Genomic DNA, 22,003 nt, shown 5'->3' with positions numbered 1-22,003 from the left:
GTCGTGGGACGCGGGCACCTCCCGGCGGCTGTGGTCGCCCTGTCAGGTCACGTCGTCGTATCCGTTGACCCGGTCCGGGCCCTCGGGCAGCGCGCGGCTGGCGGAGACGGTCTCGATCTCACCGATGTCCTCGGGGGTGAGATCGAGGTGGGAGGCCTCGTCGTCGTCGAGGCCGTCGTCGTCGCGGCCACGCTTGCGCCGGTCGTTGAGGAGGGAGAACAGGACCGCGCCGAAGTACAGCACCCAGATCGGTCCGGCGAGCGCCAGCATGGAGAGCGGGTCGGTGCTCGGGGTGGCCACGGCCGCGAAGACCGTGATGCCGAGGATCATCGCCCGCCACCAGCCGAGCATCCGCTTGCCGGTGATGATGCCGGTGAGATTGAGCATCACCAGGAGCAGCGGCAGCTCGAAGGAGAGGCCGAAGACGATCACCATGCGCGTGACCAGCTGCAGCAGGTCGTCGAGCGGCAGCAGGTTGCTCACGCCGTGCGGGGTGAAGCCGATGAGGACCTTCGCGGTGGTCGGCAGGACCTTGTAGGCGAAGAACGCGCCGGCGAAGAAGAGCGGGACGCCGGTGCCGACGAACGCGTACGCGTACTTCTTCTCGTGCTTGTGCAGACCGGGGGCGACGAAGGCCCACAGCTGGTAGAGCCAGACCGGGGAGGCGAACACCACACCGGCCATCAGGGAGACCTGGAGGGCGAGCGTGAAGGGCGCGAGGAGACCGTTGATGGTGATCTGGGCGCACTGCTCGTCACCGGTGGTCTTGTTCATCTCCGAGAAGGTGTGCGCGCAACCGACCGACTCGAGGATCGGCTTGGTGAGGAAGTCGATGATGTTGTTGTAGAAGAAGGCGGCGACCACCGTGATGACGATGATGGCCAGCATGGCCTTCGCGAGCCGGTTGCGGAGCTCACGAAGGTGATCCGCGAGAGGCATCCGCCCCTCGGGATCCTTCTCCTGTTTGCGGGCAGACTTTGGCAACCCACGTCCTCATCTCGTGCGGCAGGCCGGGGGCTACCGGCCGTGCGTCAGCGCTGGGTGGTGTCCGACGGCTCGTTGACCGGGCGGGAGCTGGTCACGTCGCCGGGGGCCGCCTGGATGGTGCGCTGCGCCTGGGACTGCTCGCCGGAGGCGGGTGCCTGGGCGGAGGTGCTGTTGCCGTCTTCCTTCATCGCCTTGGCCTCGCTCTTGAGGATGCGAGCGGACTTGCCGAGCGAGCGCGCCATGTCGGGAAGCTTCTTCGCGCCGAACAGCAGGATGACGACGACGAGGATGAGAATGATCTCGGGGGCGCCGAGCCTTCCGAACATAAGTCTTTACCTTCTCACCGAGGCGGCTGGGTGGGATGCTGTGCGATCCGTCGGACACGTGTCCGAGTGGTCGTGCTGTCAGCGATCGTAACGCTCAGGGGTAAACGTGAGGCAATCCCCGTGCGTACTCCCGGTCCGCGGAACGGGCCTCGTTCTCCGTCCCGCGAGCAGCAGCGTACCTTTCCCTGCGGGCACCGTGACAGGGCGAAGTGACGCAAACCGCTTATGGCCCAGTACTCACACCGCCCGCACAGCGGGAGTCACAGGGCGTCCACAGTGCGGGCGGCGCTCCCGGCCGCCCGCTCCAGGTCCTCCGCGGCCCGGTTGATGCGCCGCGCCGAGTCCGCGACCTGCGCGCCCAGCCGCCGCGCCTCCAGGAAGACCCGCACGGCGAGCACGCCCAGCACGGCAAGACCCACGAAACCCACAGCTACCGCGACCATCGCCCAGAACATGGAGCCGAGCCTAGACCGTGGGGTGCAGCCGCAGTGTCCTGACCCCGCCGCCGGTGAGCAGTTCGACGATCCGCTCGCCTGCGGGCTTGCGGACGGCGGCCCCGCAGTCGGGGCAGGTGAACGAGTAGAACGTCGTCTTGCTGGTGGCTCCGATGGCCAGGCGCAGGGCGCTCGCGGCGAGCTCGAAACTGCTCCGGCAGTCCGGGCAGCCGGCCCTGAACACCACGGGGACCACTCTCCTCATCCCGGCGAAGGCGGCCGCCACCGTCATCTCCCGCGCGCCCGCGCCGCCGGAACCCGAAGACCCGTCCAGAACCCCCGAAGACTCGTTCAAAACCCTCGACCCTGCCCTTCCTCGTCGCCGTGCCCGACGTGGTCGTACGCCTCCAGTGCCTCGCGGGCGGCCCGGCGGGCGCTGTCGGCCAGCTCGGGCGGTGACACGATCCGGCCGTCGCCGCCGAGCCTGAGCGCCAGCCGGCGCAGGGAGGCCGGCTCGGGGGTGCGCAGAGTAATACGCAGGCCGCCGTCGGGAAGCTCATCCGCGCTGTCGTGCGGGTAGTACTCGGCGACCCAGCGGCCGCCGGGGCCGACCTCGACGACCACCTCGGGGTCCTCGGCGGCCGGCTGCACCAGGGCCTCGGACAGGTCGCGCAGCTCGATCTCGGGGGGTGCGGACGGCTCGTCGAGGATCCTGATCTCGGCGACCCGGTCGAGCCGGAAGGTGCGCCGGGCCTCGGAGCGGCGGCACCAGGCCTCCACATAGGTGTGGCCGACGCTGACCAGGCGGATGGGGTCGATCTCGCGCTCGGTGACCTCGTCGCGGGCCGGTGAGTAGTAACGGATCCACAGCCGGCGGCGCTCGGCGATCGCCCGGTCGACGTCGGCGAAGACCCCGCCCTCGGACTCGAAGGTCACCGAGAGCCGGGCACTGGCATCGCCCGCCTCGCCCGCCGCGGTCTCCACCTTGGCGGTGGCCCGCAGCAGCGCCTGCCGGTCACCCTCGCGCAGGCCGGGCAGGGTGGCCACCGCGCGGGCGGCGACCAGGAGCGCGGTCGCCTCGTCGGCGGCGAGCCTGAGCGGTTCGGCGGCCTCCTCGCCGAGCGCGGCCGCGTTGTGCCACCAGATCCGCTCGCCGTCGGTGTCGATGTCCAGCAGATCGCCGCCCCGGAAGCTGGTGCCGCACATGGGCAGCACGTCGAGGTCGGAGACCAGCTCGTCCTCGGTGATCCCGAAGGCGCGCGCCACGTCCGCGATCCGGGCGCCGGGGCGCTCACGCAGGTAGGTCACCAGGGAGAGCATCCGCCGGGTCTGGTCGATGGCGTTCACGGGCCTGACCGGTTTGCCTGCCACTGCCTTGCTCCGCTCCCCCTCAGCCCTTGGCCACGGCACGCAGCCGGTCCACCACGTCCGCCCGCAGCTCGGCCGGCTCCACCACCATGACGTCCGGCCCGAACTCCACCAGCCAGGCGTCCAGCCCGTGCCCGTACGGAATCTCCAACTCGTCCCACCCGTCTCCGAGTTCCCGCACCGCGGTGGCTTTCGCCCGAAGGGGGTAGCCGGCCCCGGAACGCAGCCGGATCCGCGCGGACCGGTCCGCGATCTCACCGGCCCAGCTCGCCACGGTCTCGCGGACGGTGACCACGTCCGGGACCGGCGCGGTGAAGGCGGTGCCCCGGGAGCGGACCTTCCCGGTGATCCGGGACAGCCGGAACACCCGCTCGGCGCCCCGGTCGCGGTCCCAGCCCGCCAGGTACCAGTGGCCGCGCCAGCACTCCAGGGCCCAGGGCTCCACGTTCCGGGTCTCGGGGCGGGCGGCGGTTGCCTTGCGGTAGTCGAAGACGACGGGGCGGCGGTCCCGGCAGGCCAGCATCAGCGGCTCGAAGGCGGCCTCGTGCACCGGGATCCGCGGCTCCAGCGCGCCGTGCGCCTCGTACGGGTCGACGTCCTCGGGGAGGCCCGCCGCGCGCAGTTTCTGCAGGGCACCGCTGGCGGCACCGGCCAGCCGGGCCTGCTGCCAGACCTTGGCCGCGAGACCGAGGGCGGCGGCCTCCTCGGCGTCCAGGGTGATGGGCGGCAGCCGGTTGCTGTCGCGGCGCGCGAGGTAGCCGACCTCGCCGTCCAGGTTCTCGACGGTCTCGATCACCAGCCCGAGTTCGCGGAGATCGTCCTTGTCCCGCTCGAACATCCGGCTGAAGGAGTCGTCGCTGCCCGCCTCCAGGTAGGCCTCGATGGATTCGCGCAGCTCACGCTTGCTGAGCGGCCGCCGTGTCCCCAGCAGGCACAACGCCAGGTTCATCAGCCGCTCGGCCTTGGCAATGGCCATCGACGCCCTTCGCCTTCCCTATGGTGCTCCTGACCGATGACCGTACCGCTCCGGAGTGTCACGGCAAAAGCCAGTCCGAACAATGACGGCCGAAACGGGCACGGCACGACAAACGCCGAGGGCCCGCGCACACGGCACGGGCCCTCGGCCTGCCTGTTCCCGGTCGGGACCGGCCGGCGTCCGACGAGGCCGGCCAGGGACGGGGCTCAGACCCCGAGCAGGTCCACGACGAAGATCAGCGTCTCACCGGGCTTGATCGCCGGCGTCGGGCTCTGGTTGCCGTAGGCGAGGTGGGCCGGGATGGTCAGCTGGCGGCGCCCGCCGACCTTCATGCCCTGCACGCCCTGGTCCCAGCCCTTGATGACGCGGCCACCGCCCAGCGGGAAGCGGAAGGGGGTGCCGCGGTTCCAGCTGGCGTCGAACTCCTCGCCGGTGCTGAACGCGACACCCACGTAGTGCACGGTGACGGTCTGGCCCGCCTGGGCCACCTCGCCGTCACCCTCCCAGATGTCCTTGATCTCCAGGTCGGCCGGGGCCGGGCCCTCGGGGAAGTCGATCTCGGGCTTGTCGATGCTCACGTCTTCTGCTCCTGCTTGTGTACGACACGGAACCCGCACAGTCTTTCATCCCCGCCCGGGTCACGCCCCCGCGACTACATCGCCGCAAGAATGTCCACCGTGAAGACCAGCGTCGAACCCTTCTTCACCACACCACCGCTCGGCGGGTTGTCCCCGTAGGCCAGGTCCGGCGGCGTGACGACCAGGATCCGGCTGCCCACCTTCTTGCCGGTGATGCCCTGCGCGAGCCCCTTGACGACCTCCTGCATCTGCTGGACCGAGAACTGGGCCAGCCGCCCGCTCTCGTACGTCTGTTCGAAGACCTTGCCGCTGTCCCAGACCTCGCCCTTGAACTGGCACAGGACGGTCTGCGTCGACTGCACCTCGGGGCCGTCGCCCTCCAGCACGTAGTTCGACACCAGCTTCTTCGGCGGGTCCACCTTCGGGATGTCGATCGAGGGGGCCTTGCCGTCCGTGTTCGTGCCGATCTTCGGGAGCGCGGCGTCGGTCTGCGCGACCACCTTGCCCGTGCTGGAGCTCTTCGAGTTGAACGAGTTCAGGATGTCCACCACGAACACCAGCGTGTCCGTGCCCTTGATCCCCGCCTGCGAGTTGCCCGAGCTGCCGTACCCCCAGGTCGGCGGCACGGCCATCAGCACCCGGCTGCCGGCCTTCCTCCCGGCCAGCCCGTACCGCCAGCCGTCGATGATGCTGCCCGCGGCGAGCTGCATCAGCAGCGGCGTGCGGTCGTAGGACTGGTCGAAGACCTTCGCCGTGGACCAGATCTGCCCCAGGTAGTTGGCCTGGATGAAGTCGTTCTCCGCGACCGTCTTGCCGCTGCCCGCGATCACCGTCTTGACCGCCAGGTTCTTCGACGGATCACCGGTGCCCTTGGCGACCGTCGGCTTCTCGTCGAACTTCGTGCCCGCCGTGATCGCCGGCAACGGCCCGTCCACGATCTTCGGCGGCGGCACCGAGGCGGACGCCGACGGCGAGGCGCTGGCCTTGCTGGAGGAGGACGAGTTGTCACCACACCCGGCGAGCGTGACCAGTCCCGCGGGAACAGCGGCAAGGAGAAGAGAGCGTCGGCGCACGGAAGAGCCTCGTAATCGGTCGATCTTGCGGATGGCGTGCGCGCAACTCTACGACGTGGGAAGGGCGCCGTACGGAAAACGTACGGCGCCCGTGTGGCGTATGTGCCGATCTCTCACATGCCGGCGATCACATACCGGCGATGAGCTTCTCCACCCGGTCGTCGACCGAACGGAACGGGTCCTTGCACAACACCGTGCGCTGCGCCTGGTCGTTGAGCTTGAGATGCACCCAGTCGACCGTGAAGTCCCGGCGCTGCTCCTGGGCCCGCCGGATGAAGTCACCGCGCAACCGCGCCCGAGTCGTCTGCGGCGGAACCGACTTGCCCTCGAAGATCTTCAAGTCATTGCAGATCCGCGCGGCTTGCCCCTTCTTCTCCAGCAGGTAATACAGACCCCGACGACGGTGAATGTCGTGATAAGCGAGGTCTATCTGCGCCACCCGCGGATGGGACATGGTCATGTTGTGCTTGGCCCGGTACCGCTCGATGAGCTTGTACTTCATCACCCAGTCGATCTCGGTGCCGATCCGGTCCAGGTCCTCGGCCTCGATCGCGTCCAGCGTCCTGCCCCACAGCTCCAGCACCTGCTCGACCGTGCCCGTGCGGATGCCGCGGCGCTCGCAGAAGTCCACGGCCTTCTCGTAGTACTCCCGCTGCACCTCGAGGGCGGAGGCCTCCCGGCCGCTGGCCAGGCGCACCTTGCGCCGGCCCGTGATGTCGTGGCTGACCTCGCGGATCGCCCGGATCGGGTTCTCCAGGGTCAGGTCCCGCATCACCGTGCCCGCCTCGATCATGCGCAGCACCAGGTCGGTGGCGCCGACCTTGAGCAGCATCGTGGTCTCGGACATGTTCGAGTCGCCGACGATGACGTGCAGCCGGCGGTAGCGCTCGGCGTCCGCGTGCGGCTCGTCGCGCGTGTTGATGATCGGCCGGGAACGCGTCGTCGCCGAGGAGACGCCCTCCCAGATGTGCTCCGCCCGCTGGCTCACGCAGTACACCGCACCGCGCGGCGTCTGCAGCACCTTCCCCGCGCCGCACAGCAGCTGCCGGGTCACCAGGAACGGAATGAGGATGTCCGCGAGCCGGGAGAACTCCCCGTGCCGCGCCACCAGATAGTTCTCGTGGCAACCGTAGGAGTTGCCCGCCGAGTCCGTGTTGTTCTTGAAAAGGTAGACGTCGCCCGCGATTCCTTCCTCATGCAGGCGTCGTTCGGCGTCCACCAACAGCCCTTCGAGAATGCGCTCGCCGGCCTTGTCGTGGGTGACCAGTTCGGTCACATTGTCACACTCGGGTGTCGCGTATTCCGGATGTGAGCCCACGTCGAGATAGAGCCGGGCGCCGTTCCGCAGAAAGACATTGCTGCTACGGCCCCATGACACGACACGGCGGAAGAGGTACCGCGCCACCTCGTCAGGCGACAGGCGGCGCTGTCCCCTGAACGTGCACGTGACGCCGTACTCGTTCTCCAGCCCGAAAATGCGGCGGTCCATGACTGAACATTACGCCCGATCCCCTGAGCTGAAACGGGGTTCGACAGCACGATTTGGATCATTTTCCGAACCGGCCGCAACCACCGCACCCCCACCGGGAGCTGCGAGGACCCGCCCCGTGACCGCCAGGACCAGCAACGACACACCCCCCGCCGCACCCGGCACCGCGAACCCCCACAGGGCCCCGCCCCCCTCGACCACCGGCCCGGCCACGCCCGTTCCCACCGACGCCCCCACTGTGAACGTCGTCACAAGCCAGGAGAACGCCTCGGTGACCGTACCCCGCGGCGCATGCCGGTCCACCAGCACGAACGCACACGCGATGGCCGGCGCCAGGAACACCCCGGCCAGCACGGTGAGCAACACCATGGCCAACGCCCCCGGCATCAGCATCAACGGCAGATAACACACCGCCAGAAGAGCCACCAGCACCCGCAGTCGCCGCGCCGGCTCCCCCGCCCACCGCCGCGCCCCGTAGACACTGCCACCCAGCAGCGCACCCAGACCCAGCGCCGCCATCATCCAGCCGTACACCGCGTCACCCCCGTGGCCGTCCGCGTACGGCACCGACGCCACCGTGATGGACCCCAGCGCGATCCCCACGAACAGGAACGCGCCCAGCAGCGCCAGCAGCCCGGACGAACGCAGCGCACCCAGCCAGTGCGCCTCACGCGGTGCCGACCGCCACGCACGCGACGGCGCCGAGACCACCACCGAGAGCGCCCCGAGCACCCCCACCACGTTGACCACCAGCAGCGCCGCCTGCGCCGACCACAACGACACGCACAGCGTCACCAGCAACGGCCCCACCGTGAACATGACTTCCTGCGCCACCGCGTCCATCGCATACGCCGTGTGCACCCGCTCCTCCGCACCGAGGACACTCGGCCACAGGGCCCGCAGCCCGCCCTCCAGCGGCGGAGTGAACAGCCCGGCCGCCGCCACGGCCGCGTACGCGACCGGCAGCGACCCGGTACCCGCGAACGCGAACACGGCCATCGCACCGGCCGACGCCAGCGCCGCGGGCAACTGGACCCGCGGCTGCCCGCACAGATCGACCAGCCGCCCCAGCACCGGCTGCCCCACCGCGTTGGCCACCCCGTACACCGCCGCGAGCACCCCCGCGAGGCTGTACGTACCGCCCTCCGCCCGCACGAACAGCACGATCGCGATCGCGGCCGTCGCGTTCGGCAGCCGCCCCACCAGCGTCCCCGTCAGCAGCCGGGCCGCGTGCCTCGCCCTGAGGATCTCCAGGTACCCCGCGGCCATGTCCCACCTCCACGTTTTACGTATAACCCCGCCTCCCATACGTACCATGTGCGCTGTTCACACGTCCAGACGAAGGAGCCCACCCCCGGTGCCACCCAGCAGCACGCGCCCCACGAGCCGCGACGTCGCCCAGGCAGCCGGCGTCTCCCAGGCCGCCGTGTCGCTCGTGCTCGGCGACAAATGGCGCGGCCGCGTCTCCGAAGCCACCGCCCAACGCGTCCGCGAAGCCGCCCGCGACCTCGGCTACCGCCCCAACCTCGCCGCCCGCAACCTCCGCCTCGGCCGCACCCGCACCGTCCTCCTCGTCGTCCCCGCCCTCACCACCGAGTTCTTCGCCGGCGTCTACACCGGCGCCGCCCGCGTCGCCTCCGCCCACGGCTTCGGCGTCCTCCTCTACCCCTCCCCCGAAGGCATCGGCCCCGCCCGCGACCCCTTCGCCTCCGCCCAGGCCGCCCTCGACGGCGTCATCGCCTCCTCCATGGCAGCCGACGCCCTCACCGCCATCCGCGGCGACCAGCTCCCCCTCGTCATGCTCGACAGCGACCCCGACGGCAGCCTCGGCGCCGCCACCGTCAACCTCGACATCGCCGACGGCGTACGCCAGACCGCCGACCACCTCCTGAACCTCGGCCACCGCCACTTCCTGCACCTGGCCGCCGACATCGCCTCCTGGACCTTCGAAGTACGCGCACACGAACTGGCCACCCGCACGTCAGCGGTACCCGGCACCTCACTGCGCACGATCCGCGCCCCGATCTCGATCGAAGGCGCCCAAGCCGCCACCGAGGCCGCCCTCACCACCCCCGGCCCCCGCCCCACCGCCCTCGTCTGCGACGACGACAAACTCGCCGCCGGCGCCTACAAAGCCCTCCGCCGCCAAGGCCTGCGCATCCCCGACGACATCTCCGTCACCGGCCTCGACGACCTCGCCCTCGCCACCGCCATCGACCCCGAGCTGACGACCGTGCGCCTGGACGCGGAACTCTTCGGCGAACGCGGCATGCAGGCCCTCCTCGCCGTCCTGGACGGCCGCGAACCCGACCACGGAGACATCCCCGTCGAACTGGTCGTACGAGGCTCCACCGCGCCCCCACGGCCATCCTGACCCACGAAAACGCCCGCGCCCCACCCGAAGAACTCCCGGGCGGGGCGCTGAGCGGAGGAAACAGAAACAGACCTATTCGACGTCTCCGCCGGACTCCTCGGCGTCCTCGGCCTCCGCAGCCGTCGCCGCACCGCCCGACTCCAGCAACCGCGACAACTGCGGACCCACGATCCGCTTGAACTTCCGCTGCTGCGGACGCGTCCGGTCCAGCACCGCGACCTCCAGCCGCTCCGCCGGAATCTCCCGCTGCGTCCCGTTCGACTCCCGCGACAACGCCGTCACAGCCAGCTTCAGAGCCTCCGCCAGGGTCATCCCCTCCCGGTGCTCACGGTCCAGATACGTACTGATCTGCTCCGCACTGCCACCGACCGCCACCGAACCGTGCTCGTCCACGATCGAACCGTCGTGCGGCAACCGGTAGATCTGGTCACCCTCCGGAGTCTCCCCCACCTCCGCGACGACCAGCTCCACCTCGTACGGCTTCTCCGCCGCCGACGAGAAGATCGTGCCCAGCGTCTGCGCGTACACGTTCGCCAGACCACGCGCCGTCACATCGTCACGGTCATAGGTGTAACCACGCAGGTCGGCATAGCGCACACCGCCGATCCGCAGATTCTCGTACTCGTTGTACTTACCGGCGGCCGCGAAACCGATCCGGTCATAGATCTCGCTGAACTTGTGCAGGGCACGGGACGGGTTCTCGCCGACGAACACGATGCCGTCGGCGTACTGGAGCACAACCAGGCTGCGGCCGCGCGCGATGCCCTTGCGGGCGTACTCCGCACGGTCCGCCATCGCCTGCTGAGGTGAGACATAGAACGGCGTCGACACCGGTATCCGTCCCCTTCCTTAGGGTTCCGTCGAAGTCACTGGGATCACCTTGATAAGAACGCCGGGCGCCCTACAGCAACGCCGCGCGCGGGCCGTCCGGCTCCTCCAGACGGCGCGCCAGCACCGCACGGGCGAGCTCGGAGGCCTCGTCGTCGGTGAGCCGGCGGAAACCGTCCTCGGTGATCACCGTGATGATCGGGTAGATCCGGCGGGCGACATCCGGACCACCGGTCGCGGAGTCGTCGTCGGCCGCGTCGTACAGAGCCTGCACCACCAGGGTGGTCGCCTGCTCCTCGGACAGGTCGTCACGGAACAGCTTCTTCATCGCACCACGCGCGAAGATCGAGCCGGACCCCGTGGCGGCGAAGTTGTGCTCCTCGGAACGGCCACCGGTGACGTCGTAGGAGAAGATCCGGCCCTTGGCCCGGTCCACGTCGAACCCGGCGAACAGCGGCACGACCGCCAGCCCCTGCATCGCCATGCCCAGGTTGGACCGGATCATCGTCGACAGCCGGTTCGCCTTGCCCTCAAGCGACAGCTGGGCGCCCTCGACCTTCTCGAAGTGCTCCAGCTCCAGCTGGAACAGCTTCACCATCTCCACGGCGAGACCGGCGGTGCCGGCGATACCGACGGCCGAGTACTCGTCCGCCGGGAACACCTTCTCGATGTCCCGCTGCGCGATCACGTTGCCCATCGTGGCCCGGCGGTCACCGGCGAGCACCACGCCACCCGGGAAGGTCACCGCCACGATCGTCGTCCCGTGCGGCGCCTCGATCACCCCCTGCGTCGGCGGCAACTGCCGCCTGCCGGGCAGCAACTCCGGCTGGTGCTCACCGAGAAAGTCCATGAACGAAGAAGACCCAGGCGTCAGGAAGGCAGCTGGTAGACGCCCGGTGCTACGAGTGTTGGCTTCCACGCGTTTCCTTCCACGTATGCTGCAGCCCGCCTTATGGCCTCGGGCTGATCCTTGAACTGCCCCAGCGCGGCATTGCAGCTGAAGCACAGTACGCCACGGACCCTACCCGTCTCATGGCAGTGATCCACATGCACGGCGGGGGCGGATAGACAGATGCAGCAGACGCCCCGTTGGGAGGCGATCAGCGCGTCTCGCTCGGCTTCGGTGAGGCCGTACTTGCGCTTGAAGTAGCTGACCCGGTTTCGCTCCGCACGGCATGCGCGGCAGTAACTCGCCCAGCCGTCCGACGAAGTCTTGTTGCGCTCCCATTCGGAGTGCGGCTTCACGACTTCGCACTGTGGGCACCGCTTGTGCCCGGCTGGGACGTCCACCTTCTCTCGAACGGTCTTCCCGATGGCCTCCCGGCGACGCCGGTAGTGCGCGGCACTGTACTCCGCCACACACTTCCGGCAGTGCACCTGAAGGCCATCGCGCCGGTTCTTGTCGCGCGCGAACGCCGCAGGAGGGAGATCCCGGCCACATTTCCTGCAATGCTTCGCGTCCGGCTCCTCAGCCACCCAATCCCCCCGAGCCTTTCATTTCGAAGGCGATCCGGCCGATCGGCCTTTACTCTCCACCCTTTTGCACGAAGGACCTCACGAAATCCTCTGCGTTCTCCTCGAGTACGTCATCGATCTCGTCCAGAACCGAGTCGACGTCGTCGCTCAGCTTCTCGTGCCGTTCTTTGAGGTCCTCGGAGCCCTGCGACTCTGCCGCCTGCTCCTCGACCTCCTCGGTGGAGTGCGTCGCCTTCTGCTGTCCGCCGCCGGTGTCCTTGGTTGCCATGACACTCACCCCGCTCAGTTCGCCCGACATGGGTCGACAGGTCGGCTTTCCTGCCGATCGGTGATGATCAGACCCTACAAGCCGGGTCCGACATCGACCCCGCAGTTTCTCCAACGTACGGGGGCCATCTCGATGATTCCCGGGCGCCGGGGTTTTGACCCCGGCGGCCCGGTGTGCTCCGGGTACCCGTTCAGCCGCCGGAGAGGACCCTGACCAGGTCTTCTGCGGTGCGGCAGCGGTCCAGGAGCTCCTTGACGTGATTTCGCGTTCCGCGTAGCGGTTCCAGGGTTGGGACGCGCTGGAGGCTGTCGCGGCCGGGGAGGTCGAAGATGACCGAGTCCCAGCTGGCGGCAGCGACGTCGTCGGCGTACTGCTCCAGGCAGCGGCCGCGGAAGTAGGCGCGGGTGTCCTCAGGGGGGCTGGTGCGGGCCCGTTCCACGTCGGCCTCGTCCAGGAGCCGCTTCATGCGTCCGCGGGCCGCGAGGCGGTTGTAGAGGCCCTTCTCGGCCCGTACGTCGGCGTACTGGAGGTCGAGGAGGTGCAGCTTGGCGGCGTCCCAGTCGAGCTCGTCGCGGCGGCGGTAGCCCTCCATGAGCTCCTTCTTGGCCACCCAGTCGAGTTCGCCGGAGAGACTCATGGGGTCGTTCTCCAGGCGGTTGAGGGTGTCCTCCCAGCGCTGCAGGACGTCCCGGGTCTGGTCGTCGGCGTCGGCGCCGTAGCGTTCCTCGACGTATTTCCGGGAGAGCTCGTAGTACTCCATCTGGAGCTGCACGGCGGTGAGTGTGCGGCCGCTGCGGAGGGTGACGAGGCGCTTGAGACCGGGGTCGTGGGAGACCTGGTGGAGGGTGCGTACGGGCTGGTCGACGGCGAGGTCGACGGCGATGAAGCCGTCTTCGATCATCGAGAGCACGAGGGCCGTCGTGCCCAGCTTCAGGTAGGTCGAGATCTCCGACAGGTTCGCGTCGCCGATGATCACGTGGAGGCGGCGGTACTTCTCCGCGTCCGCGTGGGGCTCGTCCCTGGTGTTGATGATCGGCCGCTTCAGCGTCGTCTCCAGGCCGACCTCGACCTCGAAGTAGTCGGCGCGCTGGCTGAGCTGGAAGCCGTGTTCGTGGCCGTCCTGGCCGATGCCGACGCGGCCGGCGCCGGTGACGACCTGGCGGGAGACGAAGAAGGGGGTGAGGTGGCGCACGATGTCCGAGAAGGGGGTTTCCCGCTTCATCAGGTAGTTCTCGTGCGTGCCGTAGGAGGCGCCCTTGTTGTCGGTGTTGTTCTTGTAGAGGTGGATGGGCTGGGCGCCGGGGAGTGCGGCGGCTCGTTCGGCGGCTTCGGCCATGATGCGTTCGCCGGCCTTGTCCCAGAGGACGGCGTCGCGGGGGTTGGTGACCTCGGGGGCGCTGTATTCGGGGTGTGCGTGGTCGACGTAGAGGCGGGCGCCGTTGGTGAGGATCACGTTGGCGAGGCCGATGTCCTCGTCGGTGAGCTGGCTGGCGTCGGCGGCCTCGCGTGCGAGGTCGAAGCCTCGGGCGTCCCGTAGCGGGTTCTCCTCCTCGAAGTCCCAGCGGGCCCGGCGGGCCCGGTGCATCGCCGCCGCGTAGGCGTTGACGATCTGGGACGAGGTGAGCATGGCATTGGCGTTGGGGTGGCCGGGGACGGAGATCCCGTACTCCGTCTCGATGCCCATTACTCGCCGTACGGTCATGCGGCCCTCCTTGCCCGGCGGAGCCCTCGGTCGTGGGCTGCGCTCGCGTACCGCTGGCGCTCCGGTGCGTGTGCGGTGCCCGTCCCCGCACTGCGCGACTCGGCGGTAGGAAAGAGCCTAGAACGCCTTTGCGCTGGTGGGGAGATCATTTGCGTCATTGCCTTGCTCGCCTCGGTTCCGGTTTTGGCCGGAAAAACAGTCGGCTGCGGGTACCCGGTGAGGGCACCCGCAGCCGCCCTGTGTTTTACAGGTACTGTCCGGTGTTCGCCACCGTGTCGATGGAGCGTCCGGTGTCCGCGCCCTGCTTTCCGGTGATGAGGGTACGGATGTAGACGATCCGTTCGCCCTTCTTTCCGGAGATCCGGGCCCAGTCGTCGGGGTTGGTGGTGTTGGGCAGGTCCTCGTTCTCCTTGAACTCGTCCACGCAGGCCTGGAGGAGGTGGGAGACGCGGAGGCCCTTCTGGTTGTGGTCGAGGAAGTCCTTGATCGCCATCTTCTTGGCGCGTCCGACGATGTTCTCGATCATGGCGCCGGAGTTGAAGTCCTTGAAGTAGAGGACTTCCTTGTCGCCGTTGGCGTAGGTGACTTCCAGGAAGCGGTTTTCCTCGGATTCGGCGTACATGTGTTCTACCGCCGTCTGGATCATGCTCTCGACGGTGGTGGCCTTGCTGCCGCCGTGTTCTCCGAGGTCGTCGGCGTGCAGCGGGAGGCGTTCGGTGAGGTACTTGCCGAAGATGTCCTTGGCGGCCTCGGCGTCGGGACGCTCGATCTTGATCTTCACGTCGAGGCGGCCGGGGCGGAGGATGGCGGGGTCGATCATGTCCTCGCGGTTGGAGGCGCCGATGACGACCACGTTCTGGAGGCCTTCGACACCGTCGATCTCGGCGAGCAGCTGGGGGACGATGGTGTTCTCCACGTCCGAGCTGACACCGGAGCCGCGGGTGCGGAAGAGGGACTCCATCTCGTCGAAGAAGACGATGACGGGGGTGCCCTCGCTGGCCTTCTCCCGGGCGCGCTGGAAGACGAGGCGGATCTGCCGCTCGGTCTCGCCGACGTACTTGTTCAGGAGCTCGGGGCCCTTGATGTTGAGGAAGAAGCTCTTGCCCGCGGCCTGGCCGGTGACTTCGGCGACCTTCTTGGCCAGCGAGTTGGCGACGGCCTTGGCGATGAGCGTCTTGCCGCATCCGGGGGGTCCGTAGAGCAGGACGCCCTTGGGCGGGCGCAGTTCGTGCTCCTTGAACAGGTCCGGGTAGAGGTAGGGGAGCTCGACGGCGTCCCGGATGGCCTCGATCTGGCCGCCGAGTCCGCCGATCTGCTCGTAGCCGATGTCGGGGACCTCTTCGAGGACGAGCTCCTCGACCTCGCTCTTGGGAACGATCTCGTAGACGTAGCCGGAGCGGGGTTCGAGCAGGAGGGCGTCGCCGGGCCGGATGTTCACGTCCAGCAGGGGCTCGGCGAGCCGTACCACGCGCTCCTCGTCGGTGTGCCCGAGGACGAGGGCGCGCTCGCCGTCCTCGAGGATCTCCTTGAGGGTGACGATGTCGCCGACGCGCTCGTACTCCATGGCCTCGACCACGTTGAGCGCCTCGTTGAGCATGACTTCCTGGCCGCGCCTGAGGTCGTCCAGGTCAACGCTCGGGCTGACGTTCACCCGTAGTTTGCGGCCGCCGGTGAAGATGTCGGCGGTGCCGTCCTCGTTCGCCGTGAGGAAGACACCGAAGCCGGCCGGCGGCTGTGCGAGCCGGTCCACTTCTTCCTTGAGGGCCACGATCTGGTCGCGGGCCTCGCGGAGGGTGTTCGCGAGTCGCTCGTTCTGGGCGGACACGCCGGCCAGGTTCGTCTGCAGCTCGACGATCCGCTCTTCGAGAATCCTCGTGTGTCGCGGAGAGTCGGCGAGCTTGCGTCGCAGGACGGCGATCTCCTGCTCAAGATAGGCGATCTGCTCGGACGGGTCGTCGGACCCTCGTCCCGGGCGGATGCCGCGGTTCATGTCGTCGTCGTGGGCTGCCACGGTCCTCACCTCCTCCAAGGGGAGCTGGACGCTTCCAGACCCTACCTGGGTGGGTGTCGATTGAAACCCCTAGATCACAAAGACTGTCAAGGTGTGTCGTCGGTCACCCATCGCGTTCTCCCTCGTGCCGGGTGGATACCCACTCAACGCGATTCGGAAGCGGCGTGTTCCAGGCCTGGAGTGGTCAAAACCCTTCGTTACTGACCGGAGTTGTCCGCTCCAGTGCCGGTTCAGGGGTTGTGCCCCGGTGGCGGATTTCTTACACAGAGCGACCGGCCGGATGTGGTCCGTGTGCACTGCGGCGGGGCGCCGGTTGGCTCAAGTCGATCGGTCGGGTGGCCGGGCGCCGCCGTCCCGCGCCGGTGGGGGCGCCGTCCGCGCGGCCGCAGGGCGCGGCCGCAGGGCGCTCCGGAGGGTGCGCGAGGAGGGTGCGCGGGCGGCCGCGGGCCGGAGGTAGGGTCGAGGACGTTCAACACCCGCCGGGGCGGGACCGGGTGACCGCCGGGTCCGGCCGTCCGGCGCTTTCGACGGCAGGAGAGATGACCGTGCAGCAGGAGGCCCTGGCCGGCGGTGAGGCGCTCGAGGTCTGGATCGACCAGGATCTGTGTACGGGTGACGGGATCTGTGCCCAGTACGCCCCGGAGGTGTTCGAGCTGGACATCGACGGCCTGGCCTACGTGAAGGGCGCGGACGACGAGCTGCTGCAGGCGAAGGGGGCGACGGCGCCGGTGCCGCTGCCGTTGCTCACGGACGTGGTGGACTCGGCGCGGGAGTGTCCGGGCGAGTGCATCCATGTGCGCCGGGCCGCGGACGGTGTCGAGGTGTACGGTCCGGACGCGGAGTGACTTTCCGGCCACCCCGCGTGGCGTGCGCGGCGGCCCCGTCGGGCCGCCGCGGTCGGCGTGACCGGTGTGGCCGTCAGACGCTGTGGGCGGCGGCGGGGGTGGAGCGGACGAACGCGTGGCCGTTCCACTGCCACTTGGCGCCGGCCTTCAGGTCCGGGCAGCAACTGGGCACGCTGTCCGAGGAATAGCCGAGCAGGGTGGCGGTGACCGCTTTCCCGGCGACGGCGAAGTCGGTCACGGTGTAGCGGTCCTTGGGGTCGACCAGGGTGGCGACGACGCGGGGGCGGGTGGCGCCGGCGGCCTGGGTGAGGACGTAGACCCCGTCGGGCGGGGTGCCCATGGCCGAGTCGCAGTGGACGACCACCACGGTTTCCGGTCTGCCGTCTCCGTCGAGGTCGCCGGTGGCCTTCTTGACGACCAGCTCCTTCACGGGGCCGCAGTCGAGGGGGAAGTCCACGCCGGTGGTGCTGGGCGGCGCGGCGGCCGCGGGGGCGGGTTTCGTCCCGGTCGCGGCGGTGGGCTGGGCGGCTTTGGCCGAGCCCGGCTGGAAGAGGGACGACAGAGCTACGACCCCGGCCACGGCAGCGGCGGTGGCGAGCCAGTGCATGGGGCGGGTGTCGGTGTGAGCGAGCTCCGGGACCACGGATTGCTGCACTAGGAGTGTCTCCTGTGAGGCCTGTGCCGGTGGGGGTGGCCTGCATCGTGCCACACGTCACAGTGGGCAGGGAACGGCGGGGTGGGCTTTCGCGGCCGGTGGGGTGCCGCACTGTGACGGGTGGCGTCAACGGGTGAGCGCCGCCGCCGAGTTCCGTGGTGTCGGGGAACTCGGCGGCGGCGCTCGTACGTTGAAGCGGGTGCTGGGCCGGGCTCAGCGGCCGGCGCCGCCGTCGGCGTTGGGGCCGTCGTAGTCCTCGCCGTAGGCGCCCTTGGCGGGGCGGCGGCGGCGCATGGGGGGCTCGACGCCGTCGGCGAGGCGGCGGGCGGTGAGCAGGAAGCCGGTGTGGCCGATCATCCGGTGGTCGGGGCGGACGGCGAGGCCTTCGACGTGCCAGTTGCGGATCATCGTCTCCCAGGAGGTCGGCTCGTTGAAGCAGCCGATCTCGCGGATGGACTCGACGGTCCGGGCGAGCTGGGTGGTGGTGGCGACGTAGCAGCACAGGATGCCGCCGGGGACGAGCGCCTTGGAGACGGCCTCCAGGCACTCCCAGGGGGCGAGCATGTCGAGGATGACGCGGTCGACGTCGGTGTCCGAGAGGTTGTCCTGGAGGTCGCCGACGGTGAGCTGCCAGGCCGGGTGCGGGCCGCCGAAGTAGCGCTCGACGTTCTGCTGGGCGATCTCGGCGAAGTCCGCGCGGCGCTCGTAGCTGTGCAGCATGCCCTGGTCGCCGATGGCGCGCAGCAGGAAGCTGCTGAGCGAGCCGGAGCCGACGCCGGCTTCGACGACGCGGGCGCCGGGGAAGATGTCGGCGAAGGAGAGGATCTGCCCCGCGTCCTTGGGGTAGACGACGGCTGCCCCGCGGGGCATGGACAGGACGTAGTCGGGGAGCAGGGGGCGCAGCGCGAGGTAGGCGACGTTGCCGGTGGTGCGGACAACGCTGCCCTCGGGAGCGCCGATCAGTTCGTCGTGCGGGAAGGAGCCCTTGTGGGTGTGGAAGTTCTTCCCGGCTTCGAGCGTGAACGTGTAGTGGCGACCCTTGGGGTCGGTCAGCTGTACCTGGTCCCCGACCTTGAAGGGCCCGCGCCTGCGGGCGGCACCGGTCGGTTCGGACATGTGAACAGCCTACCGGTTCCCTGCCGGGGGCCTGACCGACAGGGGGCGCCGGCGGTCGTGGGGAGGGTGCGGTGGGTTGTGGTTGCCCGCGCGGTTCCCCGCGCCCCTACGGCGCGCTTCCGGGCCGGGCGCTTCCGGGCCGGGGCGCTTCCAAGCCGGGGTGCTTCAGGACGGCCTTGCCATGGCCTTGACGAAGGCGCGTTCCACGTCCGCCGCCGACAGCACGCCGTAGATCTCGCCGGTCTCCTCGACGACCAGGTACTCGGTGGCGGGGGTGGCGCGCAGGACGTCGAGGAGGTCCTCGCCCGCGAGTTCCGCGGAGACCCGCATGCCCTCCGTGAGGTCCTGGGCGAGGCCGCTGACGGCGACCCAGGGGCGGCGGTGTTCGGGTACGCCGACGATGGCGGCCTCGCGGACGAGGGAGAGCGGGTTGCCGTCGGCGTCGACGACGACCAGGGCGCGGGCGCCGGCGGCGTTGGCGCGGCGCAGGGCCTCGGAGAGGGGGGTGTCGGTCTCGACGGGGACGGCGCGGCGGGTGAGGGTGCGGGCGCGCAGTTCCGGCAGGTGTTCGCGGAGCCGGGCCATGCGCAGGCTGTTGCCGGCGCCGGTCCAGATGATCGCGGCGAGGATGGCGGCGAGCAGGGCGTCGGTGACGGCGTCCATGCCGCTGCTGTCGTCGGTGCCGCCGCCGAAGGCGCCCCAGTGGTTGAGCAGCGGGAGGCCGATGAGGACGGAGACGGCGAGGGCGCGGCCGACCCAGGCGGCGGCGACGGTGCCGCTCATGGGTTTGCCGGTGATCTTCCAGACGACGGCGCGGAGCATCCGGCCGCCGTCGAGGGGCAGGCCGGGCAGCAGGTTGAAGGCGGCGACGATGAGGTTGGAGACCATCAGGCCGGCCAGCAGGACGCCGGGGACGGTGCCGGGCTCGACGGGCTGCATGGCGAGGTAGAAGAGGCCGGAGAGGACGAGGGAGAGCAGCGGGCCGACGAAGGCCAGCACGAATTCCCGGCCGGGGGTCTCCGCTTCCTTCTCGATCTCCGAGACACCGCCGAAGAACTGGAGCTGGATGCGGCGGACGGGGAGTTTGAAGCGGATCGCGGCGACCGTGTGGGCGAGTTCGTGGATCAGGACGGAGGCGTAGAAGGCGATGGCGAAGAAGAGGGAGACGAGGTAGCGGGCGGCGCCGAGTTCGGGCAGTACGCGGTCGAGCTGGCCGCCGAAGACCCAGGTGATCAGTGCGGCGACGACGAACCAGCTGGGGGCGACGTACACGGGGACACCGAAGGGCCGGCCCATGAGCAGTCCGCCGCCGGGTTCCTTGGGCCGCTGCGGCGGCTGTCCCTTGGCCATGCCGGACTGCGTGGGGGCCGGCCCGTCGCCCGGGTCGGGGGCGCCGGTGGGTGGGTCGGGTGCGTCCTGGCGGGCCGGTGCCCCGGCCGTCTTTGGCGTCTCCGGTGTCTCCGGTGCCGGTGTGGTCTGCGGCTGCTCCGGCTGGTCGGGGTGCTCCGGTGTCTGCGGGGCCGGGGCCGGGGGCGCGGGCTCCTCACCGGTCGTCCGCTGCGCCGGTTCGGCGTTGTCCGACCGGGGCTGCCCGCTGCCGCCGCTCACGTCCACGGTGTCCCCTCGTTAGATGCGTCTTCTCCGCTCGATGGTATGCGGCCGTCGCGGCGCGTTCTGCCCCGGCACCCCACGTGTTGGCCGGGGCGTCGTGCGGGTTGGGTGACTGTCAGTGGCGGGCCGTATGGTCTGTGGTCATGGACAGCAGCATCGAGGACGCCGCACGGGATCGGGGCGCGGTCGTCGCGCAGGGGGACGGGCCGGTCACGGCGGTGCCGGGCAGGGCGGCCGGGCCGCCCGCGTCGCTGTCGCCGTCGCGGGCCAGTGACTTCATGCAGTGTCCGTTGCTGTACCGGTTCCGGGTGATCGACCGGCTGCCGGAGAAGCCGAGCGAGGCGGCGACGCGGGGGACCCTGGTGCACGCGGTCCTGGAGCGGCTCTTCGACGCGCCCGCGGCGGAGCGGACGGCGCCGCGGGCCAAGGCGCTGATCCCGGGGCAGTGGGACCGGTTGCGGGAGTCCAGGCCGGAGCTCGGTGAGCTGTTCGCGGAGGATCCGCAGGGCGAGCGGCTGGCGCGCTGGCTGGGTGAGGCGGAGCAGCTGGTCGAGCGCTGGTTCACGCTGGAGGACCCGGTCCGTCTCGAGCCCGTGGAGCGGGAGCTGTTCGTGGAGACGGAGCTGGAGTCGGGGCTGCGGCTGCGCGGGATCATCGACCGGGTGGACGTGGCCGCGACGGGTGAGGTGCGGATCGTCGACTACAAGACGGGCAAGGCGCCGCGGCCGGAGTACGCCGAGGGTGCGCTGTTCCAGATGAAGTTCTACGCGCTGGTGGTGTGGCGGCTGAAGAACGTGGTGCCGAGGCGGTTGCAGCTGGTCTATCTCGGCAGCGGTGACGTGCTGACGTACGACCCGGTCCTCGCCGATCTGCAGCGGGTGGAGCGCAAGCTGCTCGCGCTGTGGGAGGCGATCCGGCAGGCGACGGAGTCGGGTGAGTGGCGGCCGCGGCCGACGAAGCTGTGCGGGTGGTGCGACCACCAGGCGCACTGCCCGGAGTTCGGCGGCACTCCCCCGCCGTATCCGCTGCCGGTGAGGTCGGCGGCGTCCGGGGACGTGGCGCAGGGCAGAATGGGCGCGGACTAGCAGAAGGAGACTCATCGTGGCCATCCGCGTCCTACTGGTCGACGACCAGCCGCTGCTGCGTACCGGGTTCCGGATGATTCTGGAGGCCGAGCAGGACATCGCGGTCGTGGGTGAGGCCGGAGACGGCCTGCAGGCACTCGACCAGGTGCGCGCTCTCCAGCCCGACGTCGTGCTGATGGACATCCGGATGCCGCGGATGGACGGTGTGGAGGCGACCCGGCAGATCACCGGTCCGGGCCGGGACGGTCCGGCGAAGGTGCTGGTGCTGACCACGTTCGATCTGGACGAGTACGTGGTGGAGGCGCTGCGCGCGGGGGCCAGCGGCTTTCTGCTGAAGGACGCGCCGGCCAACGAGCTGGTGCAGGCGATCCGGGTGGTGGCGAACGGCGAGGCGATGCTGGCGCCGAGCATCACGCGCCGGCTGCTGGACAAGTACGCGACGCATCTGCCCTCCGGTGAGGAGCCGGTGCCGGACACCCTGCACACGCTCACCGACCGTGAGGTGGAGGTGCTGAAGCTGGTGGCGCGCGGGCTGTCGAACGCGGAGATCGCCGCGGACCTGTTCGTCAGCGAGACCACGGTGAAGACGCATGTGGGGCATGTGCTGACCAAGCTGGGGCTGCGGGACCGGGTGCAGGCGGCGGTGTACGCGTACGAGAGCGGCCTGGTGCGCCCCGGCGCGCAGTAGCCGGCGGCCGGCAGGCGTATACGACAGGAGGGGGGGGGGGGGGGGGGGGGGGGGGGGGGGGAGGCGGGGGGGGGGGGGGGGGGGGGGGGGGGGGGGGGGGGGAGGGGGGGGCG

The 22,003-nt window shown here is 69.8% G+C and carries 23 protein-coding genes; 4 read left to right on the top strand and 19 right to left on the bottom strand.

Annotation, left to right across the window (positions count from 1 at the left end):
* Nucleotides 1-42: 42 nt before the first annotated feature.
* The 10 genes from tatC to ACZ63F_RS34200 form a co-directional block, all read right to left on the bottom strand.
* Nucleotides 43-984: a twin-arginine translocase subunit TatC gene (gene tatC, locus ACZ63F_RS34245; protein ID WP_469717123.1), complete on the bottom strand. Its 942-nt coding sequence runs from the start codon at nt 982-984 to the stop codon at nt 43-45.
* Nucleotides 985-1,031: 47 nt separating this feature from the next.
* Nucleotides 1,032-1,313 (bottom strand): Sec-independent protein translocase subunit TatA, encoded by a 282-nt coding sequence (gene tatA, locus ACZ63F_RS34240; RefSeq protein WP_469717121.1) that lies wholly within the window; start codon nt 1,311-1,313, stop codon nt 1,032-1,034.
* A gap of 260 nt (nt 1,314-1,573) precedes the next feature.
* Entirely contained in the window at nt 1,574-1,768 is a 195-nt protein-coding gene (locus tag ACZ63F_RS34235; protein ID WP_391387115.1) for a hypothetical protein, read from the bottom strand.
* 10 nt (nt 1,769-1,778) lie between these two features.
* Nucleotides 1,779-2,039: a hypothetical protein gene (locus ACZ63F_RS34230; protein ID WP_093505099.1), complete on the bottom strand. Its 261-nt coding sequence runs from the start codon at nt 2,037-2,039 to the stop codon at nt 1,779-1,781.
* A 59-nt stretch (nt 2,040-2,098) separates the two neighbouring features.
* Nucleotides 2,099-3,118: a helix-turn-helix transcriptional regulator gene (locus ACZ63F_RS34225; protein WP_469717118.1), complete on the bottom strand. Its 1,020-nt coding sequence runs from the start codon at nt 3,116-3,118 to the stop codon at nt 2,099-2,101.
* Nucleotides 3,119-3,137: 19 nt separating this feature from the next.
* Nucleotides 3,138-4,091 carry a helix-turn-helix transcriptional regulator gene (locus ACZ63F_RS34220; protein ID WP_352365039.1) on the bottom strand — a complete coding sequence of 318 codons (954 nt, stop codon included), beginning with the start codon at nt 4,089-4,091 and terminating at the stop codon, nt 3,138-3,140.
* A gap of 206 nt (nt 4,092-4,297) precedes the next feature.
* The gene (locus tag ACZ63F_RS34215) at nt 4,298-4,669 is read right to left on the bottom strand and encodes an FKBP-type peptidyl-prolyl cis-trans isomerase (protein ID WP_469717116.1); all 372 of its coding nucleotides are present in this window, start codon (nt 4,667-4,669) and stop codon (nt 4,298-4,300) included.
* Nucleotides 4,670-4,743: 74 nt separating this feature from the next.
* Nucleotides 4,744-5,742, bottom strand: coding sequence for an FKBP-type peptidyl-prolyl cis-trans isomerase (locus tag ACZ63F_RS34210; RefSeq protein WP_469717113.1), 999 nt, complete (start codon nt 5,740-5,742; stop codon nt 4,744-4,746).
* A gap of 127 nt (nt 5,743-5,869) precedes the next feature.
* Nucleotides 5,870-7,231 carry a Pup--protein ligase gene (gene pafA / locus ACZ63F_RS34205; protein ID WP_028801611.1) on the bottom strand — a complete coding sequence of 454 codons (1,362 nt, stop codon included), beginning with the start codon at nt 7,229-7,231 and terminating at the stop codon, nt 5,870-5,872.
* Between the two features lie 9 nt (nt 7,232-7,240).
* Nucleotides 7,241-8,500: an MFS transporter gene (locus ACZ63F_RS34200; RefSeq protein WP_469717111.1), complete on the bottom strand. Its 1,260-nt coding sequence runs from the start codon at nt 8,498-8,500 to the stop codon at nt 7,241-7,243.
* A 46-nt stretch (nt 8,501-8,546) separates the two neighbouring features.
* On the opposite strand from ACZ63F_RS34200, the gene ACZ63F_RS34195 reads away from it, so the two are divergent.
* Nucleotides 8,547-9,605 carry a LacI family DNA-binding transcriptional regulator gene (locus tag ACZ63F_RS34195; RefSeq protein WP_469717109.1) on the top strand — a complete coding sequence of 353 codons (1,059 nt, stop codon included), beginning with the start codon at nt 8,547-8,549 and terminating at the stop codon, nt 9,603-9,605.
* Nucleotides 9,606-9,677: 72 nt separating this feature from the next.
* On the opposite strand, the gene prcA is transcribed toward ACZ63F_RS34195, so the two are convergent.
* The 6 genes from prcA to arc all read right to left on the bottom strand — a co-directional run bounded on the left by prcA (nt 9,678) and on the right by arc (nt 15,890).
* Nucleotides 9,678-10,436, bottom strand: coding sequence for a proteasome subunit alpha (prcA, locus tag ACZ63F_RS34190; RefSeq protein ID WP_352365029.1), 759 nt, complete (start codon nt 10,434-10,436; stop codon nt 9,678-9,680).
* A 70-nt stretch (nt 10,437-10,506) separates the two neighbouring features.
* Nucleotides 10,507-11,352 (bottom strand): proteasome subunit beta, encoded by an 846-nt coding sequence (gene prcB / locus ACZ63F_RS34185; protein ID WP_352365027.1) that lies wholly within the window; start codon nt 11,350-11,352, stop codon nt 10,507-10,509.
* On the bottom strand, nt 11,304-11,909 hold the full coding sequence (locus ACZ63F_RS34180; protein ID WP_469717106.1) for an endonuclease VII domain-containing protein: 606 nt from the start codon (nt 11,907-11,909) through the stop codon (nt 11,304-11,306). The genes prcB and ACZ63F_RS34180 overlap by 49 nt, the downstream gene beginning before the upstream one ends.
* A gap of 49 nt (nt 11,910-11,958) precedes the next feature.
* Entirely contained in the window at nt 11,959-12,177 is a 219-nt protein-coding gene (locus tag ACZ63F_RS34175) for a ubiquitin-like protein Pup (protein ID WP_234531430.1), read from the bottom strand.
* Nucleotides 12,178-12,367: 190 nt separating this feature from the next.
* Nucleotides 12,368-13,879 (bottom strand): depupylase/deamidase Dop, encoded by a 1,512-nt coding sequence (dop, locus tag ACZ63F_RS34170; RefSeq protein WP_351958918.1) that lies wholly within the window; start codon nt 13,877-13,879, stop codon nt 12,368-12,370.
* Nucleotides 13,880-14,123: 244 nt separating this feature from the next.
* Nucleotides 14,124-15,890, bottom strand: coding sequence for a proteasome ATPase (arc, locus tag ACZ63F_RS34165; RefSeq protein ID WP_352365022.1), 1,767 nt, complete (start codon nt 15,888-15,890; stop codon nt 14,124-14,126).
* Nucleotides 15,891-16,429: 539 nt separating this feature from the next.
* On the opposite strand from arc, the gene ACZ63F_RS34160 reads away from it, so the two are divergent.
* On the top strand, nt 16,430-16,735 hold the full coding sequence (locus ACZ63F_RS34160) for a ferredoxin (RefSeq protein WP_469717103.1): 306 nt from the start codon (nt 16,430-16,432) through the stop codon (nt 16,733-16,735).
* Between the two features lie 73 nt (nt 16,736-16,808).
* Here the strand turns inward: ACZ63F_RS34160 and ACZ63F_RS34155 are convergent, their stop codons facing one another.
* The 3 genes from ACZ63F_RS34155 to ACZ63F_RS34145 all read right to left on the bottom strand — a co-directional run bounded on the left by ACZ63F_RS34155 (nt 16,809) and on the right by ACZ63F_RS34145 (nt 20,120).
* On the bottom strand, nt 16,809-17,390 hold the full coding sequence (locus ACZ63F_RS34155; RefSeq protein ID WP_469717101.1) for a hypothetical protein: 582 nt from the start codon (nt 17,388-17,390) through the stop codon (nt 16,809-16,811).
* 213 nt (nt 17,391-17,603) lie between these two features.
* Nucleotides 17,604-18,506, bottom strand: a complete 903-nt coding sequence (locus ACZ63F_RS34150) for a tRNA (adenine-N1)-methyltransferase (protein ID WP_089103073.1) — start codon at nt 18,504-18,506, stop codon at nt 17,604-17,606.
* Nucleotides 18,507-18,671: 165 nt separating this feature from the next.
* Nucleotides 18,672-20,120 (bottom strand): site-2 protease family protein, encoded by a 1,449-nt coding sequence (locus ACZ63F_RS34145; RefSeq protein ID WP_469717099.1) that lies wholly within the window; start codon nt 20,118-20,120, stop codon nt 18,672-18,674.
* Between the two features lie 140 nt (nt 20,121-20,260).
* Between ACZ63F_RS34145 and ACZ63F_RS34140 the strand changes: the two genes are divergently transcribed.
* Together ACZ63F_RS34140 and ACZ63F_RS34135 are read left to right on the top strand one after the other, a co-directional pair.
* Entirely contained in the window at nt 20,261-21,202 is a 942-nt protein-coding gene (locus ACZ63F_RS34140; RefSeq protein WP_469717096.1) for a RecB family exonuclease, read from the top strand.
* A gap of 16 nt (nt 21,203-21,218) precedes the next feature.
* Nucleotides 21,219-21,890, top strand: a complete 672-nt coding sequence (locus ACZ63F_RS34135) for a response regulator (RefSeq protein ID WP_030608351.1) — start codon at nt 21,219-21,221, stop codon at nt 21,888-21,890.
* Nucleotides 21,891-22,003 lie beyond the last annotated feature (113 nt).

This window comes from Streptomyces sp. NPDC104761, from assembly GCF_055583445.1.
The sequence above is the reverse complement of the archived record's forward strand: the minus strand, read 5'-3'. Positions and strand labels throughout refer to the sequence as shown.

What these genes read in the sequence shown, in the direction of transcription:
- tatA (WP_469717121.1), bottom strand. Translation starts at nt 1,313, where the DNA reads ATGTTCGGAAGGCTCGGCGCCCCCGAGATCATTCTCATCCTCGTCGTC.
- ACZ63F_RS34235 (WP_391387115.1), bottom strand. Translation starts at nt 1,768, where the DNA reads ATGTTCTGGGCGATGGTCGCGGTAGCTGTGGGTTTCGTGGGTCTTGCC.
- ACZ63F_RS34230 (WP_093505099.1), bottom strand. Translation starts at nt 2,039, where the DNA reads ATGACGGTGGCGGCCGCCTTCGCCGGGATGAGGAGAGTGGTCCCCGTG.
- ACZ63F_RS34220 (WP_352365039.1), bottom strand. Translation starts at nt 4,091, where the DNA reads ATGGCCATTGCCAAGGCCGAGCGGCTGATGAACCTGGCGTTGTGCCTG.
- pafA (WP_028801611.1), bottom strand. Translation starts at nt 7,231, where the DNA reads ATGGACCGCCGCATTTTCGGGCTGGAGAACGAGTACGGCGTCACGTGC.
- ACZ63F_RS34200 (WP_469717111.1), bottom strand. Translation starts at nt 8,500, where the DNA reads ATGGCCGCGGGGTACCTGGAGATCCTCAGGGCGAGGCACGCGGCCCGG.
- ACZ63F_RS34195 (WP_469717109.1), top strand. Translation starts at nt 8,547, where the DNA reads ATGTGCGCTGTTCACACGTCCAGACGAAGGAGCCCACCCCCGGTGCCA.
- ACZ63F_RS34175 (WP_234531430.1), bottom strand. Translation starts at nt 12,177, where the DNA reads ATGGCAACCAAGGACACCGGCGGCGGACAGCAGAAGGCGACGCACTCC.
- dop (WP_351958918.1), bottom strand. Translation starts at nt 13,879, where the DNA reads ATGACCGTACGGCGAGTAATGGGCATCGAGACGGAGTACGGGATCTCC.
- ACZ63F_RS34160 (WP_469717103.1), top strand. Translation starts at nt 16,430, where the DNA reads ATGACCGTGCAGCAGGAGGCCCTGGCCGGCGGTGAGGCGCTCGAGGTC.
- ACZ63F_RS34150 (WP_089103073.1), bottom strand. Translation starts at nt 18,506, where the DNA reads ATGTCCGAACCGACCGGTGCCGCCCGCAGGCGCGGGCCCTTCAAGGTC.
- ACZ63F_RS34140 (WP_469717096.1), top strand. Translation starts at nt 20,261, where the DNA reads ATGGACAGCAGCATCGAGGACGCCGCACGGGATCGGGGCGCGGTCGTC.